Origin of the sequence: Salegentibacter flavus (assembly GCF_900115145.1) — a bacterium.
GTDB classification, from domain to species: Bacteria; Bacteroidota; Bacteroidia; order Flavobacteriales; family Flavobacteriaceae; genus Salegentibacter; species Salegentibacter flavus.
Map to the genome: position 1 here is coordinate 1 of NZ_FOVL01000012.1, position 14,431 is coordinate 14,431.

Genomic DNA, 14,431 nt, shown 5'->3' on the forward strand with positions numbered 1-14,431 from the left:
CACCTTAGAAAACTGGGATTTGATGTAAGGCTCACCCCGGTAGCCTAAAGATAAACCTGGAGCTCGTTTTTTTTACTAGGAAATTAAACCTGTGTATGAAATTGAGTCGAAAACTGGATAAGCACAAACACTTGTCGTAAAGAAAGGTAGCAATACCTTTTGGAAGCACGCATATGAAAATTTACATCTTTCTTATCCTTTTATAATCACGTACCTCTTAAATATAGATAAACCATTAAAATTGGGCCTATGGCACACTTTAATTAGTGAAAACCGATAATAGAGCAGCAAGCCCTACGGGAAGTTTTGGCCCCAATTGAAGAAATTTAAAATAAAACACATATGAAAATTTTAATTTATAGTATTATTTTACTAGCTATCGTTCTCATTGGCTATAGTTCTACTATACTTGATTTTAACAGCCTGTTTGAGGGAGATAGTTCCAAAGCTGTTATGGCAATTATTGCCAGTTTATGCGTGATTGTTTTAATGGTCATTCTATTGCTTTCCCGTAAAATATCTAAGAAACAAAACGCTTAATCTATGGATTTTGATGTGCTAATTATTGGCGGTGGTGCTGCAGGAATGTCTTGTGCTTTAATCCTGGGATCTGCCCTGGATAAAGATTTTGCGAAAGACAAGGAGGTGGGCGTCATTATGCACCAAAAAACCTCGCATCTGCAAACAGCGCTTTTTAATAATGTTTTGGGTATTCCCGCAGGTACTCCCGGCGCTAAGATCCTTAAAGAAGGGCCAAAACATTTGGCAGAGAACTATCCCGGGGTTGTACAGCTTCAGAAGGAAAAAGTAAAAGAAATTGTTTCTCAGGAAGAAGGCTTCAGCGTAATAACCAATAAGGGCACTTATTCGGCAAAAAATGTCGTAGTTGCTGTAGGCTATACCAATTCACTTACAATAAGGGGTATGGAGGAATATATTATTCCGCATAAAAAAACAAAAGCTGAAAAAGATCGCATTCAGCTTAAAAATGAAGATCACCTGGTAAAACCTGGCTTATATGTGGCCGGTACCCTTTCCGGTTGCCGAAGTCAGTTTGCAATTGCTTGCGGAAGCGGTGCCAGTGTAGCCACCGATATCCTAACGGACTGGAACGGGGAACACACCAAAGTTCACGATAAGTTAGTTTAAAAGAAAATACCCGATTAGCATAAGAGGTACAGAAATGAACATCAGGATTATAAACGCCCGGTGTAATTTTTTGTAGAGCAGCGCAGTTTTTAGTTTTTTGGTAAAATCTATATCGGGATGATTAGAGATCTGGTGTTTGATACATTCATCTGAAACATTGGAGCTGGTAACAAGTATTTCCTTCTGAAGAAACAATAAAGCACTGTTATCCAACAACCTGAAGCTTACAGCGATTATGAAGAAAAACAGGGGGGATACAATAAGAAAAATTAAGAAATTTTCATAGAGTTCGTTCACTGACGCAATTTATTGTTTTTTCTCAGACAATTCAATTACTTTTTCAATTATTTTATCCCCATTGTTTATCAATTTCTCAAAGGCATCGGTGCCGTAAAGTTGCGCAGCCATCGTAGCTTTAAGATACTTTTTCAGAACATCTTTATACCGGTAGACCCTTACATTGATATTTTCGGTTCTTCCAAACTGAAGAAAATCCCGAATCATTTCGTCACTAATCTCTATCTCTTCGTTAAAATCTTCTCTGGCAAGAGCGTTATAAAATTTCCGGTTCTTTTCTAATTCATCAAAGATAAACCGGCTCATCATACCGCTTTTATGCATCAGGATAATATTTTCCATTTCGGCATTGGTATCCCGCCCGACAAATACATCGGGGATAATCCCACCACCGCCGTAAACAACTTTACCTTCCGGAGTTTCATATCTAAGTGAATCGTCTACATCTATACTATCTATACTTTTAAATTCACCGTTTTCATAACGGTGCACATAGTCCTTAAAGTAAGATTCATTTCCATTATCATATGGTTTTTGTATAGAGCGTCCTGTGGGGGTATAGTACCTGGCAATTGTTAATCTTATTGCGCTACCATCTCCTAGTTCCATTTCCCGCTGTACAAGTCCTTTCCCGTAAGATCGTCTTCCCACAATTGTGCCTACATCGTTGTCCTGAAGCGCTCCTGCAACCACTTCACTGGCCGAAGCAGAATTCTCATTTATAATAACATACACGGGGGAATTTTCAAAAGCCCCTTGGCGATGGGCGTAGGTTTCTTCAATAGCACCACTTTTATTTTTGGTGTAGAGTATAAGTTTATCGTCTTCCAGAAACTCATCTGCAATATTGATAGCTTCTGAAAGATAGCCGCCGGGATTATCGCGGAGATCCAGCGCAATTTCTGTGGCACCTTGTTTTTCTAGCTTTTCCAGACTTTTTCTGAATTCCTTAAAAGTGGTTTCTGCAAAACGGTTAATCTTGATATAGCCTAGCTTATCGGTAAGCATATAAGCCGCATTTACACTCTTAATGGGGACTCTGCCGCGGCGAATTTTAAATGTAAGCAGGTCTTCAATACCTTGGCGAAGAACTTTTAAAGTCACTTTAGAATTCTCTTCACCTTTTAAGTATCTGGTAAGGGAATCGTTACTGAAATCTTTGTTGAATAGCTGCGCGTCATCTGCATAGAGAATACGGTCTCCACCCCTGATGCCTAATTTTTCGCTGGGTCCGCCTTCCAGGGCCTGGATAACCACAACAGTATCATTCACATTATAAAAACTCACCCCAATACCAACAAAATCTCCCTGCATATTTTCCGTGACATTGGCATATTCGGTTTGAGGGATATAAACCGAATGAGGATCGAGGTTTTCCAGGATCTTGTTTACCGTAATATCAACAATGCTGTCGGTATTCACGTCGTCTACATATTCATAATCTATGTAATCTATAAGTTTATTGAGTTTTTCTTTCTTAGGATTGGAGGAGAATAAACCTTCTGAAGGAGAGGAAAAATTAAGCTGTGTCCCGAGAAATATCCCCAGGGCGCAGGCCATTGCCAGTAACATTGGCGTATATATCTTGTAATTTCCTTTCAATCTTCCAAATCGTTTATTTGTTCAAGTTCCACTCCGGCTTTGCTTAAGAACTCAAGGCCTGAGTTGTCTTTGTAACCAATATGGTACACAAGGCGGGTAATTCCCGACTGGTGAATAAGCTTACTGCATTCTTTACACGGAGACATGGTAATGTACAAAGTTGCACCCTGGCAGGATTGGGTAGAGCCCGCTACTTTTAAGATAGCATTGGCTTCAGCGTGTAAAACATACCATTTGGTGTATCCTTCGTCATCTTCACAATAGTTTTCAAAACCGCTTGGAGTTCCGTTATAGCCATCAGAGATTATCATTCTATCTTTAACAATAAGTGCGCCAACCTGTTTGCGATTGCAGTGAGAAAGTTTACTCCATTCCCGGGCTATTCTTAAATAGGCTTTATCAAACTTAAGCTGTTTTATCTTATTCATAGTATATAGGCTAATAACCCATTGGGTTATAAAATATTGTAAGTGTGATTAACTGGCTAATTTATTAAATAGCTAGAAAATTTTCATGAAGTATGGGCAAAATAATTCCTATAACTATAGAAGAGACTACCAACACCCAATCCCGCTTCGATACCTGGAATATATTCTGAGCAATAAAAGCGAGAATCATAACACCAAGTACTACAATAATTTGAGCAGTTTCTATTCCGAGAGCAAATTCTATAAGAGGAAGAAAATAGCTGTCGGTATTGGAAGCTACCATCTTAAAATAGCTGGAAAAGCCGAGCCCGTGTATCAATCCGAAAAAAATCGTGGTGAAGTATAAAAGGTTTGCATTTTTATTGTGCTCTTTCCGTCCCGCAGTGAATATGTTATAGATAGCGGTGACAATTATCGTGACAGGGATTAAAAGCTCTACCCAGGCCGGGTCTACTTTTACGATTTCATAGACCGAAAGAAAAAGTGCCAGGGTGTGACCCAGGGTAAAAAGGGTGACCAGCCAAACGATCTTTTTCCAACTGGTAAAACTATATGCAGCCACCAGAACTATTAGAAAAAGGATATGATCGTAGGCTTGCCAGTCCAGAACGTGTTCCAGACCAAGCCTGAAGTACAACCAAAATTGGGACATAATAGTAGGGTTATGAAATGCCCGAAAATACAATATATTGGTAAAATGACAAAAGGAGCCCGAATTATAATGTTCCGGAAATAAGAGAAGTTATTTTAAGGTCTGCTGGCTTTCCCGCGCGAAAATGTGGAAGTAGAGTTTTTAAATCTATTACTTTAAGTATCTTTATTATACGCAAAAATAGATATGGAAGCTACCAGTTTTGATTTCTGGATGTTCGCAGCAGGCCTGGGGATTTTTCTCTTCGGGATGCATCATCTTGAGCAAGGGCTTAAAGGTTTAACCGGCAAAGCATTTAGAAAGTTGCTTCAGCGTTTTACCAATAAAAGTTGGAAAGGGATCATAACCGGCACCGTAGTTACTGCCATCTTACAGAGCAGCTCTATGGTTACCCTTTTAGTCCTGGCATTCCTGGGAGGAGGAATGATAGGATTAAAGAATTCCCTTGGGGTTGTGTTGGGGGCAAACCTGGGTACTACTTTTACCGCCTGGATGGTGGCTGCCCTTGGTTTTAAAATGAATATTGCCGACTTTTCCTTTCCTTTCCTGGCCGTAGGGATTTTAAGCTACCTGTTCTTAAATTCCAGGCCGGTTCTTAAAAGCCTGGGCGGTTTTTTAGTAGGCTTTGGTTTGCTTTTCCTTGGGCTTGATTTTATGAAGGACTCCATAGAAAGTATTGCTAATCAGATGGATATGACTGAAATTGCTTACTATGGTCTATGGGCGTTTCTTTTAGCTGGAATCGTTATTACCGCTTTATTACAATCGAGTTCTGCCTTAATAGTGATTATTTTAAGCGCACTAAATGCCCAACTTATTGATATTTTTCAGGCCGTTGCGATAATAATTGGTGCTAATATCGGTACAACAGCCACAATGATTATCGGTTCCCTGGGCGGCACTGCCGATAAAAAAAGACTGGCAGTTGCCCACCTGATCTTTAATCTGGTTGCCGGGATTTCTATCTTTTTCTTTATAGAAGAACTGGTGAATTTCACCTATTCTATCTTCGGGATAAACGACCCGTTGATGGAATTGGTTCTGCTGAATACCCTTCTCAACCTCTTCGGTATCCTGTTGTTTTACCCGTTTCTTAAGCCATTTACTAAATTTCTAAAAAGCCTGTTCGCCAAAGCCGTTCCTCAGGGAGAAACCTTATTCGTTAAAAATATTCCCCCTGAAGTGCCGGATGTGGCAATAAATGCACTGGATAAAGAGCTTAATCAAATATTCCTTTATACCGAAGAGTTTATTCTCGATTGCTTCCAATTAGGAACAAGGGATAAAAACAGGGAGTCGCAATGGAAAAAAATATTTAGCAGTGCCACAAACCTTACCAGGAAATATGAAAAAATTAAGCGTTTGGAAGACGAACTCACATTATATTATGCCCAACTCCAGGAGAAAAATCTTAATATTGAGGAAGCACGGCAACTCACTGCCAGTATGATGGGCTTACGATCTATGATCTATGGCGCCAAAGATATAAAGGATGTAATGCACAACATCAGGTTTATTCTGGATAGTGATGATAAACTGGGAACCGAAATTCTTAAAATGTTGAGCAACCATATGAGTATTCGATTAAAGGAAATTCGGGATTTTATAATTGCGGAGGAGGTTGAACCTGAATTGCAAGCTAGTCTTCCAACCGAATGGTTAAAGGAAAACGAGGATTTTTATAATGCAACCATAAACTATCTTTACGAGCATTTAACTCATCGTGGAAAAAATGCCGTGCCAGTTTCCACCTTAACCAATGTAATCAAGCAAAGCCATTCTGCGCTTGATAATCTATGTAGTTCCATTATTTACTGGAAGTTAGAAAAAGGCACAACCCTGGACAACTCTGAAACAGAAAAGGAAAAGCCGGAGGTTGAAAACCATGTTAGTTCTTAACCAGACATCCTGGCCACGATATAAACAGCAAGAAGAATACCACCCATGAGAAACAGAAATTTCAACAGATTTGCTAATCGATCATCTCTCATTATGTTAAGATTTAGAATTCTCTATAACATAAAGTAGGTCTGTCAGGAATCTTAAATTTACATAAATCATATTGTAAGACCTCGAATTCCAAAGAAAATTGCAGCTGCAAAGGTCGGACTTTAAATGGGAAGAGCTCCTACATAATCATTTCTGATCTTCAGTTTTAAAATAAAAATGGCAGTGTAAATATTTTATTGTGCTCTAGGTGTAGTTTAAGGATTTTAGAATTTAAGTAAATTTTTCGCTTTATAATGGCATATATTTATATATTTTTGCGCTTAGTTAAAAATTATATAGTTTTTTTGATAAAAAAACTCTAATTTTTAACTAACTCAACCTAGCTACCAACCAAAAATAATTATGGCAACACTGAATTTTAAACCTACTATCCTCACCTTATTTCTTAGTTCACTTTTAATACTATTTGCATCCTGTAAAAATGATGAAGACAATACCAAAGAGGCTGAAGAAATCGAAGTAAGTCAAACCATGAATGCCGAATTAACTGCCCCGCCACTGGTTCCTAAACCTACAGGCAGACGTAAAGCTAAAAAGCTGGTAGTCGATATGGAGGTTATTGAAGAAGAAAGTGAAATGACCGATGGGGTAAAATATGTTTACTGGACTTTTGACGGCACTGTTCCCGGAAGTTTCATACGTACTAAAGTTGGAGATGAAGTAGAATTTCATTTGAAAAACCATCCCGATAATAAATTACCGCACAATATAGATTTACACGCTGTTAACGGCCCAGGTGGAGGTGCCGAATCTTCATTTGTGGCTCCCGGACACGAAGTGGTATTCTCATTTAAAGTATTAAATCCCGGCTTATATGTGTATCACTGTGCCACAGCACCCGTTGGGATGCATATAGCCAATGGAATGTATGGCTTAATCCTGGTAGAACCCGAAGAGGGCTTGCCGGAAGTAGATAGAGAATATTACATAATGCAGGGAGATTTTTATACCAAAGGCAGCTTTGGAGAACCCGGTTTACAACCTTTCGATATGCAGAAAGCTATTGATGAAGACGCCGATTATGTGGTATTTAATGGGAAAGTTGGATCAATGACCGGGGATAATGCACTTACTGCTGAAGTGGGCGAAACCGTTAGACTTTATGTTGGAAACGGAGGTCCAAACCTGGTTTCTTCTTTCCACGTGATTGGAGAAATATTCGATAAAGTTTATGTTGAAGGCGGAGAGCTGGTTAATAAAAATGTTCAGACTACCTTAATTCCCGCCGGTGGTGCAGCAATAGTAGAGTTTAAAATCGAGGCCCCGGGAGAATATATTTTGGTAGACCATTCAATTTTCAGAGCATTTAACAAAGGCGCTCTTGCACAATTAAAAGCCGAAGGGAAAGAAAATAAAAAGGTGTTTTCAGGAAAGATCGAGGAAGGTATTTATCAGCCTGAAGGTGGAGGAATTCAGGAAATGCCGGTCGATGAAGATGAACTGGCCGCTTCCCGTCCATCAGACAATCCTGATTTAGAAGAAAAAATGGAACTGGGTAAAAACATTTACGGTCGTACTTGTGTGGCCTGTCACCAGGCTAACGGACAAGGAATACCCCAGGTGTTTCCTCCACTTGCCGAAGCCGATTACCTGAATGAAGATGTGAAAAGAGCTATAGATATCGTGCTTCACGGAAAATCAGGGGAGATCACGGTAAACGGAGAAACCTACAATAGTGTGATGACCGCTCAAAATATAAGTGACCAGGAAGTTGCCAATGTCCTGACTTATATATATAACAACTGGGGCAATAATGGCACCGAAGTTACCGAAGAAATGGTAAAAGCGCAGCGAAGGAATTAAAATGAGCTTAATGTATAAACCAGTCCTCTTAGGAATATGTTTTTTGATAATGGCCTCAGGTTTTTCACAGGAATCAGAAATGGCAGAAATAGAGGGTGGAACATACATTCCTCTCTACGGAAACGATTCTCTGCCCGTTAGTGTTGAAAATTTCAAAATAGATAAGTACCCGGTTACCAATAGGGAATACCAGATGTTTGTACAGGAAAACCCCAAATGGAAAAAATCTGAAGTCAAAGCCTTATTCGCCGATGCCCGGTATTTAGACCATTGGAAGAATGATACTGAACTGAAGTCTGATGAATTGGAGAATGCTCCCGTGACCAATGTCTCCTGGTTCGCAGCCAGGGCATATTGCAAATGGAAGGGAAAGCGCCTGCCAACTCTTGATGAGTGGGAATATGTAGCCATGGCCGATAAAGAAACTGCCGATGCACGAAAAAAGGATGGTTATAACGAATTTATCCTAAGCTGGTATGAAAAGCCAAAATCTTTTCACCAGGAGGTGGGAAGCACCTATGAAAATTACTGGGGTGTTTATGATATGCATGGAATGGTTTGGGAATGGACCGCCGATTTTAATTCGGTGATCATTTCAGGAGAAACAAGGCGTGATGAAAATCAGGATAACAATCTCTTTTGCGGAAGTGCAGCGATTGGTTCTTCCGATCTCATGAATTATGCGGCCTTTATGCGCTATGCCTTCCGAAGCAGTGTAAAGGGAAATTATTCCATCAGAAACCTGGGTTTCAGATGTGCACAGGATAGTAATGAAAAAGAAAATTCAGCCAATGAAGCTTTATAAATTGATGTTCCTTAGCATTCTGCTATTAGGGGCTTCCTGTAAAAATAACGAGGACAAAAGTGAAAAAAGCGAGCCGGTGGTCCAGGCTGAAGCCGAACCCCTACCGGAGATGAGTGTTTTTCAACTACCATCTTCCTGGACTACTCAGGAAGGGAAAGATATTCAGTTGGAAGAATTACGTGGTGAGGTGCTGGTTATGGTGATGATCTATACTTCCTGTCAGGCTGCCTGTCCAAGGCTGGTAGCCGATATGAGGAACATTCAGAAAAAAGTTTCAGAAGAAGCTAATAGAGAGACAAAGTATGTTTTTGTAAGTATAGATCCTGAAGTAGATACCCCCGAACGCCTAAAAGCCTTCGCTAAAGAGAACGAAATGGATAATGACCAATGGTTGTTCCTTCGGGGAGATATAGAGGATACCCGGGAGTTTGCTGCAGTGCTGGCGGTAAATTATAAACGCATTTCTCCAATGGACTTTTCACACTCCAATATTATAAGTGTTTTTGACAAAGACGGGGTTATGGTGCATCAGAAAGAGGGTTTAGGCACCAATGATACTCAAACTATCGATACTATCGAGCAGCATGCCATCGATTAATTAAACACTTCCTGCTAAACTTCACTGTAAAAATTTAGAGATTCCTAAGTATTTTTAATTCCGGATACTAATGAAAAGCTTTGTTGATGGGCATTGGCCCCGTTTAGATATTGTCTTACATTTATAGCCAATTCGGAAAGACAGATTACAAATGCAAAAAACGAATTTCGAAATCTCTAAAATGGACTGCCCTTCGGAGGAAAATCTTATCCGGATGAAGCTTGATGGAATTCCCGGGATTAAGAACCTGGACTTTGATATCCCCAACCGAAAATTAAGCGTTTTCCATATTGGTCAACCTGATCAAATCGAAAAATCCCTTCAGGAACTGAATTTAGGAGCACACAAATTATCCTCCGAGCCTACCGACCAAACGAATTTCGAAGAAAATTCAACTCAGAAAAAATTGCTTTGGACGGTACTCGCTATAAATTTCGCTTTTTTTATCATCGAAATGACTACGGGCCTGATTTCAGGGTCCATGGGATTGGTTGCCGACAGTCTGGACATGCTGGCCGATTCCTTCGTTTACGGAATAAGTCTTCTTGCCGTAGGCGGCACCCTTTCAAGAAAAAAGAGCATTGCGAACCTCGCCGGTTATTTCCAGATAATTCTGGCCGTTGTCGGATTTGCCGAGGTTTTGAGACGCTTTTTTATGGTGGAAGAACTCCCCGATTTCAATACTATGATCATCATTTCTATTTTTGCTCTTTTGGCAAACGCCTTTTCTTTGTATTTACTCCAGCAATCTAAGAGCAAAGAGGAAGCCCATATGAAAGCAAGTATGATCTTTACTTCAAACGATGTGATCATAAACCTGGGAGTGATTACCGCAGGTCTTCTGGTAAACTGGCTTAACTCCAGCAAACCCGACCTGATTATTGGAACCATTGTATTTATACTGGTTATTCAGGGCGCCATCAGGATACTTAAAGTTGGGAAGTAAATTGGTTTGTCTGCGCTATATGCGGAGATTTTGTACCTTTTCAATTAACACCTGAAACGGTAATGTTCCATAAACTGGGTATAGCCGTAAGGATCTTTGGCCTGTTCAGGTATTCCTGGTCTAAGAACTCATTTAGCTCCTGGCAGAATGGGTCTAAACTATTTAGTCGTTTCTTATTTGGATCCTACAGGTCTATATCAGCCTTTCGTTTCAGACTGATGTTTAACTTTTTTTTTAGCATAATACGGGCACAAATAGGTGTTTGACCCTGCTTAGCCCCTAGAGTTTATAAAAAGCATCGAAAATGTTGACGATTTGTGAACCAAAATGGATGATATCAATCAATATCACTTGATATCAAAAAAAACCAAAACCTTGAAAATCATATGATTAACAAGGTTTTGGTTTTGGTTAAAACACTCCCAGTAGCCTCGCCAGGAATCGAACCTGGATCTAAAGTTTAGGAAACTTCTATTCTATCCATTGAACTACGAGGCCGCACAAGGGCCACAAAAATAATAATGTTTTGAGAAAAAATTGAAATTCCCTCATAAAACTTCGCAAAGCATTTGGAAACTTTGTAATTTCAGTTTGAACTTAACTTTTGCATTATGAAATTACTCGCAACTATAAGCAGTTTCATCTTTTTATTTGCCAACACCTGTAATTCACCAGAAGGTCAAAGTAATCAACTGCAGCTTACCGGAACCCTTGAAGCTACAGGGATTACCTCTTATCAATATGGAAGTCATACCCTTACTACCGAAGATACTTTTTACGCGCTTCGAAGTGAAAAGATAGACCTCAGCAAATTTGAAGGCAAAACCGTTAGCGTTGAAGGAGAAAAAGTAGAAGGTTATCCCGTAGATGGTGGCCCCGATTATATTGAAGTAAACAATATCAAAGAAAAGGAATAAGCGGTTTCTTTAATACATCTGCTTTTTCCGGAATGAAGTTTTTTCAAGGATACATCCGAGTTGGCATCATACTCCTTAAAGAAGATTGCATACCTTTAATACCTAAATAATTAAAAATGAAAACAATTTTACTTTCGGCTATGGCCATTTTATTATGCCTGCCGGTTTTTTCTCAAAATCCAGGAGTTGAAAAAGAGGCATTTGCCCATACCTATTCTATTGTTGCCAGAGATACTGCTACCGGTGAAATGGCAGTTGGAGTGCAAAGCCATTGGTTTTCTGTAGGACCATTAGTAGCCTGGGGAAAAAGTGGCGTTGGGGTGGTTGCCACCCAATCTTTTGTAAACCCGGAATATGGACCGCGCGGACTTAAATTAATGGAAGAAGGGAAAACTGCAGTAGAAGCTTTAGAAGAAATCGCCAATTCAGATAGTGGACGGGAATACAGACAGGTGGCTTTTTTGGATAGCCACGGAAACACTGCAGCATTTACCGGCCAGAACTGTGTAGAAGCTGCCAGCCATATAACCGATGAAAATTTTTCGGTGCAGGCCAATATGATGCTTAACGAAGAGACTGTGCCGGCAATGGCAGAGAGTTTCAGCCGTAATTCTCATCTTCCCCTGGCTGAAAGGGTCCTAGAAGCCTTAAAGGCAGCCCAGGAAACAGGTGGTGATATCCGTGGAAAACAGTCGGCAGCCTTGATTGTAGTTGGAGCAAATAGAGTAGAAGAAAGCTGGAAAGATAAAAAGATAGATCTTCGGGTAGATGATCATGCTGAACCTATTAAGGAATTGGGGCGGCTCCTGAGAACCGCCCGTGCCTATGAATATATGAATCGTGGCGATCTTGCCATGGAAGATGGTGACGTAGATAAGGCTTTGGAGGAATATGGTGCCGCAGAAAAAATGTTCCCCGATAACCTGGAGATGCAATTCTGGAAGGCGGTAGCCCTGGCCAATGCGGGAGAAATTAAGGAAGCAAAGCCTGTTTTCGATAAGATCTTCAAAAAAGATAAAAACTGGCGTGAAATGTTAAAGAGATTACCAAAAGCCGGGCTCTTAGATGTTAGTGACGAAGAATTGAAGCAACTCACCGATTAGATTATTAATTCGCTGTCTTTCTTATTACCTTAGCAAATCAGGAAAAAATTTAACCCTTATGAAAAATTCAGCAACAAAAATATTACTTTCTATCCTTGTGGTAAGCTTCGGGCTTTTTACCGCTTGTAAGGATGAAGAAAAAACAACTGAAACCAGCAGAGAGACACCAAGTGTAAATTCCACTACTCAGGAAAGCAGCGCCAGTAGTTCAGAAGCTCCCGAATTGAATCCTAAACATGGGGAACCTTTTCACCGCTGTGATATTCCGGTAGGAGCACCTTTAGATCAGGCAGCCTCTACCCAGCAAAACACAAGTACTCAGTCTCCGGTGCGATTGAAGAGCTCAACTCCTAAGATCAATCCGCCTCACGGAGAACCGGGGCATTCCTGTTCAATTCCGGTTGGCGCACCTTTGGAAGGATAAAAATATCAGCAACATAAAAAAAATCCGTAGCTCATTAGAACTACGGATTTTTTTTTGGAAAATTCTTATTGATTTAATCCAGGCCTCCTCTTCGTGTCGCATCTTTTGGTTCCGGCCAGGTCATTTGCTCTCCCGTTCTTCTACTAACAGGAAGCACCCTTTTCTCACGGGAAGTCGTTTCAGGATCTTCACTCGCCATATAGGTTAGGATAGCAGTTAAGATCACGTTTCTTCTCACATCATCAAAAACGATCTTGTCGTAAGTGTCCAGGTTGGTATGCCAGGTATAGTTCCAGTAATTCCAGCTAAGCGAACTCAACATAAAACCTGGTGCGCCTGCAGCCACAAAAGAAGAATGATCTGAGCCTCCTCCGGAAGGCGTTCCGGGAAAAGTGGTTTCAATATCATACTTGATCTCATCCGGGACTGCTTCCATCCATCTTCCAAGGTAATCGTAAGCGTGCAGGAATCCCTGGCCGTTTATCCTGGCCACCCTTCCAGTACCATTATCCTGGTTAAATAACGCCTGAACATTCTCTACAATTTCAGGATTGTCTTTTACAAAGGCACGAGAACCGTTCAAGCCTTGCTCTTCACTCCCCCAATGTCCGGCAATAATAGTTCGTTTTGGGTTAGGATAAAGTTTCTTTAAAATTTTCATTGTTTCCATCATCACCACAGTACCAGTACCATTATCTGTCGCACCGGTTCCGCCATCCCAGGAATCGAAATGCGCAGAAAGAATAATATATTCTTCCGGTTTTTCGGTGCCTTCAATTCTCGCGATAGTATTAAATGCTGGTACTTCGCCCATATCTTCCGATTCAGCCACAATTCTAAGTTCAGGTTTATCGCCATATTCTGCAAGACGGTAAACAAGGCCGTAATCTTCCAGGTTCATATCAATAGTGGGAATATTTTGGGTGTAAGCCCCAAAAACTTTATTAGCTCCAAATCCGCGGGACCAGTATAATGTCACAATAGCAGCAGCACCTGCTTTTTCAAGGGCAAGGTGAAGACTTTTGTTATTGTGTCCGGTTTTTTCCATTTTTTCCCTCCAGGCCTGTTCCTGCTCCTCGCGCTGATCTTTCATTTTCTGAAAAGATTCCTCGGTGGCCCATTCTTCCCAGTTTTCATCGGGCCTCCCTGTAGGCTGGTACATGGAAGCCAGTACGATTTTGCCTTTTACTGATGTCAGATTCTTTACAAAATCAAGAGAATCAGAAGCTTCAGGAAGTAAAACTACTTCGGCCGTAACGCCCTTCCTTTTAGTAGAAGGACTCCAGGCCAGTTGGCGCGCCTGCAGGCTCTGAACTCTTGGCTCAATAAGATCTACGTGGGTAACTCCGCGCTCCCAGCCTTTCCAGGTTCCCCATTGCTGGTTTTCGGCAGAAATGCCCCAGCTTTCATATTTTTTCACTGCCCAATCGTGAGCATTTTCCATCTGTGGCGTGCCCACAAGTCTGGGACCAACAACGTCCATTAATTCATGGGCGAGTTGCTCTAAGTCAGAGTTCTCGTTGACTTCATTAATAATGTTTTCAACAACCCGGTCCTCTTGGGCAGAAATTGTCACTGAAACCAAAAAAGCACAGAGTACTGCGAGTAATTTGTTGTTCATTGCGTATTAATTTTATTTTTTCAAATATATCACAAAAAAAACCGCCGCAAGCGACAGTTTCTTTGTCAGGTATACA

15 protein-coding genes and 1 tRNA gene are annotated in these 14,431 nt (G+C 40.6%); 10 read left to right on the forward strand and 6 right to left on the reverse strand.

Going from position 1 to position 14,431, the window contains the following annotated elements:
* Positions 1-342 precede the first annotated feature (342 nt).
* Positions 343-540, forward strand: a complete 198-nt coding sequence (locus tag BM266_RS10140; protein WP_093409136.1) for a hypothetical protein — start codon at positions 343-345, stop codon at positions 538-540.
* A 3-nt stretch (positions 541-543) separates the two neighbouring features.
* Positions 544-1,149 (forward strand): FAD-dependent oxidoreductase, encoded by a 606-nt coding sequence (locus BM266_RS10145; protein WP_093409139.1) that lies wholly within the window; start codon positions 544-546, stop codon positions 1,147-1,149.
* Here the strand turns inward: BM266_RS10145 and BM266_RS10150 are convergent.
* From BM266_RS10150 to BM266_RS10165, 4 genes are all read right to left on the reverse strand, one after another.
* Complete coding sequence (locus BM266_RS10150; protein ID WP_093409141.1) at positions 1,141-1,446, reverse strand: hypothetical protein; 306 nt, start codon at positions 1,444-1,446, stop codon at positions 1,141-1,143. The two genes, BM266_RS10145 and BM266_RS10150, sit on opposite strands and share 9 nt — an antisense overlap.
* A gap of 9 nt (positions 1,447-1,455) precedes the next feature.
* Positions 1,456-3,048 (reverse strand): S41 family peptidase, encoded by a 1,593-nt coding sequence (locus BM266_RS10155; protein ID WP_394333123.1) that lies wholly within the window; start codon positions 3,046-3,048, stop codon positions 1,456-1,458.
* On the reverse strand, positions 3,045-3,476 hold the full coding sequence (locus tag BM266_RS10160) for a deoxycytidylate deaminase (RefSeq protein ID WP_093409147.1): 432 nt from the start codon (positions 3,474-3,476) through the stop codon (positions 3,045-3,047). Before BM266_RS10160 ends, BM266_RS10155 begins: the two co-directional genes overlap by 4 nt.
* Positions 3,477-3,540: 64 nt before the next feature.
* Positions 3,541-4,128, reverse strand: coding sequence for a HupE/UreJ family protein (locus BM266_RS10165; protein ID WP_093409149.1), 588 nt, complete (start codon positions 4,126-4,128; stop codon positions 3,541-3,543).
* Positions 4,129-4,314: 186 nt separating this feature from the next.
* On the opposite strand from BM266_RS10165, the gene BM266_RS10170 reads away from it, so the two are divergent.
* The 5 genes from BM266_RS10170 (at position 4,315) to BM266_RS10190 (ending at position 10,290) form a co-directional block, all read left to right on the forward strand.
* Complete coding sequence (locus BM266_RS10170; protein ID WP_093409152.1) at positions 4,315-6,027, forward strand: Na/Pi cotransporter family protein; 1,713 nt, start codon at positions 4,315-4,317, stop codon at positions 6,025-6,027.
* A gap of 453 nt (positions 6,028-6,480) precedes the next feature.
* Positions 6,481-7,941, forward strand: coding sequence for a copper-containing nitrite reductase (nirK, locus tag BM266_RS10175; protein WP_093409153.1), 1,461 nt, complete (start codon positions 6,481-6,483; stop codon positions 7,939-7,941).
* Positions 7,942-7,951: 10 nt separating this feature from the next.
* Positions 7,952-8,746 (forward strand): formylglycine-generating enzyme family protein, encoded by a 795-nt coding sequence (locus tag BM266_RS10180; RefSeq protein WP_245760419.1) that lies wholly within the window; start codon positions 7,952-7,954, stop codon positions 8,744-8,746.
* Positions 8,733-9,344, forward strand: a complete 612-nt coding sequence (locus BM266_RS10185) for an SCO family protein (RefSeq protein WP_093409409.1) — start codon at positions 8,733-8,735, stop codon at positions 9,342-9,344. The genes BM266_RS10180 and BM266_RS10185 overlap by 14 nt, the downstream gene beginning before the upstream one ends.
* 151 nt (positions 9,345-9,495) lie before the next feature.
* Entirely contained in the window at positions 9,496-10,290 is a 795-nt protein-coding gene (locus BM266_RS10190; protein WP_093409156.1) for a cation efflux transmembrane domain-containing protein, read from the forward strand.
* 426 nt (positions 10,291-10,716) lie between these two features.
* Here BM266_RS10190 and BM266_RS10195 read toward each other — a convergent pair.
* Positions 10,717-10,788: transfer RNA gene (locus BM266_RS10195), tRNA-Arg, on the reverse strand.
* Between the two features lie 113 nt (positions 10,789-10,901).
* Here BM266_RS10195 and BM266_RS10200 point away from each other — a divergent pair.
* The 3 genes from BM266_RS10200 to BM266_RS10210 all read left to right on the forward strand — a co-directional run bounded on the left by BM266_RS10200 (position 10,902) and on the right by BM266_RS10210 (position 12,734).
* On the forward strand, positions 10,902-11,207 hold the full coding sequence (locus tag BM266_RS10200; RefSeq protein ID WP_093409158.1) for a hypothetical protein: 306 nt from the start codon (positions 10,902-10,904) through the stop codon (positions 11,205-11,207).
* Between the two features lie 116 nt (positions 11,208-11,323).
* Positions 11,324-12,310, forward strand: coding sequence for a DUF1028 domain-containing protein (locus tag BM266_RS10205; protein WP_093409161.1), 987 nt, complete (start codon positions 11,324-11,326; stop codon positions 12,308-12,310).
* A gap of 58 nt (positions 12,311-12,368) precedes the next feature.
* Positions 12,369-12,734 (forward strand): hypothetical protein, encoded by a 366-nt coding sequence (locus BM266_RS10210; protein ID WP_093409163.1) that lies wholly within the window; start codon positions 12,369-12,371, stop codon positions 12,732-12,734.
* A gap of 73 nt (positions 12,735-12,807) precedes the next feature.
* Here BM266_RS10210 and BM266_RS10215 read toward each other — a convergent pair whose 3' ends face one another.
* Positions 12,808-14,355, reverse strand: coding sequence for a M20/M25/M40 family metallo-hydrolase (locus BM266_RS10215; protein ID WP_093409164.1), 1,548 nt, complete (start codon positions 14,353-14,355; stop codon positions 12,808-12,810).
* Positions 14,356-14,431 lie beyond the last annotated feature (76 nt).

Excerpts from the sequence above, each read along its gene's own strand:
- BM266_RS10170 (WP_093409152.1), top strand. The coding sequence starts at position 4,315 with ATGGAAGCTACCAGTTTTGATTTCTGGATGTTCGCAGCAGGCCTGGGG.
- BM266_RS10165 (WP_093409149.1), bottom strand. The coding sequence starts at position 4,128 with ATGTCCCAATTTTGGTTGTACTTCAGGCTTGGTCTGGAACACGTTCTG.
- BM266_RS10140 (WP_093409136.1), top strand. The coding sequence starts at position 343 with ATGAAAATTTTAATTTATAGTATTATTTTACTAGCTATCGTTCTCATT.
- BM266_RS10145 (WP_093409139.1), top strand. The coding sequence starts at position 544 with ATGGATTTTGATGTGCTAATTATTGGCGGTGGTGCTGCAGGAATGTCT.
- BM266_RS10185 (WP_093409409.1), top strand. The coding sequence starts at position 8,733 with ATGAAGCTTTATAAATTGATGTTCCTTAGCATTCTGCTATTAGGGGCT.
- BM266_RS10215 (WP_093409164.1), bottom strand. The coding sequence starts at position 14,355 with ATGAACAACAAATTACTCGCAGTACTCTGTGCTTTTTTGGTTTCAGTG.
- nirK (WP_093409153.1), top strand. The coding sequence starts at position 6,481 with ATGGCAACACTGAATTTTAAACCTACTATCCTCACCTTATTTCTTAGT.
- BM266_RS10190 (WP_093409156.1), top strand. The coding sequence starts at position 9,496 with ATGCAAAAAACGAATTTCGAAATCTCTAAAATGGACTGCCCTTCGGAG.
- BM266_RS10200 (WP_093409158.1), top strand. The coding sequence starts at position 10,902 with ATGAAATTACTCGCAACTATAAGCAGTTTCATCTTTTTATTTGCCAAC.
- BM266_RS10180 (WP_245760419.1), top strand. The coding sequence starts at position 7,952 with ATGTATAAACCAGTCCTCTTAGGAATATGTTTTTTGATAATGGCCTCA.
- BM266_RS10205 (WP_093409161.1), top strand. The coding sequence starts at position 11,324 with ATGAAAACAATTTTACTTTCGGCTATGGCCATTTTATTATGCCTGCCG.
- BM266_RS10210 (WP_093409163.1), top strand. The coding sequence starts at position 12,369 with ATGAAAAATTCAGCAACAAAAATATTACTTTCTATCCTTGTGGTAAGC.
- BM266_RS10160 (WP_093409147.1), bottom strand. The coding sequence starts at position 3,476 with ATGAATAAGATAAAACAGCTTAAGTTTGATAAAGCCTATTTAAGAATA.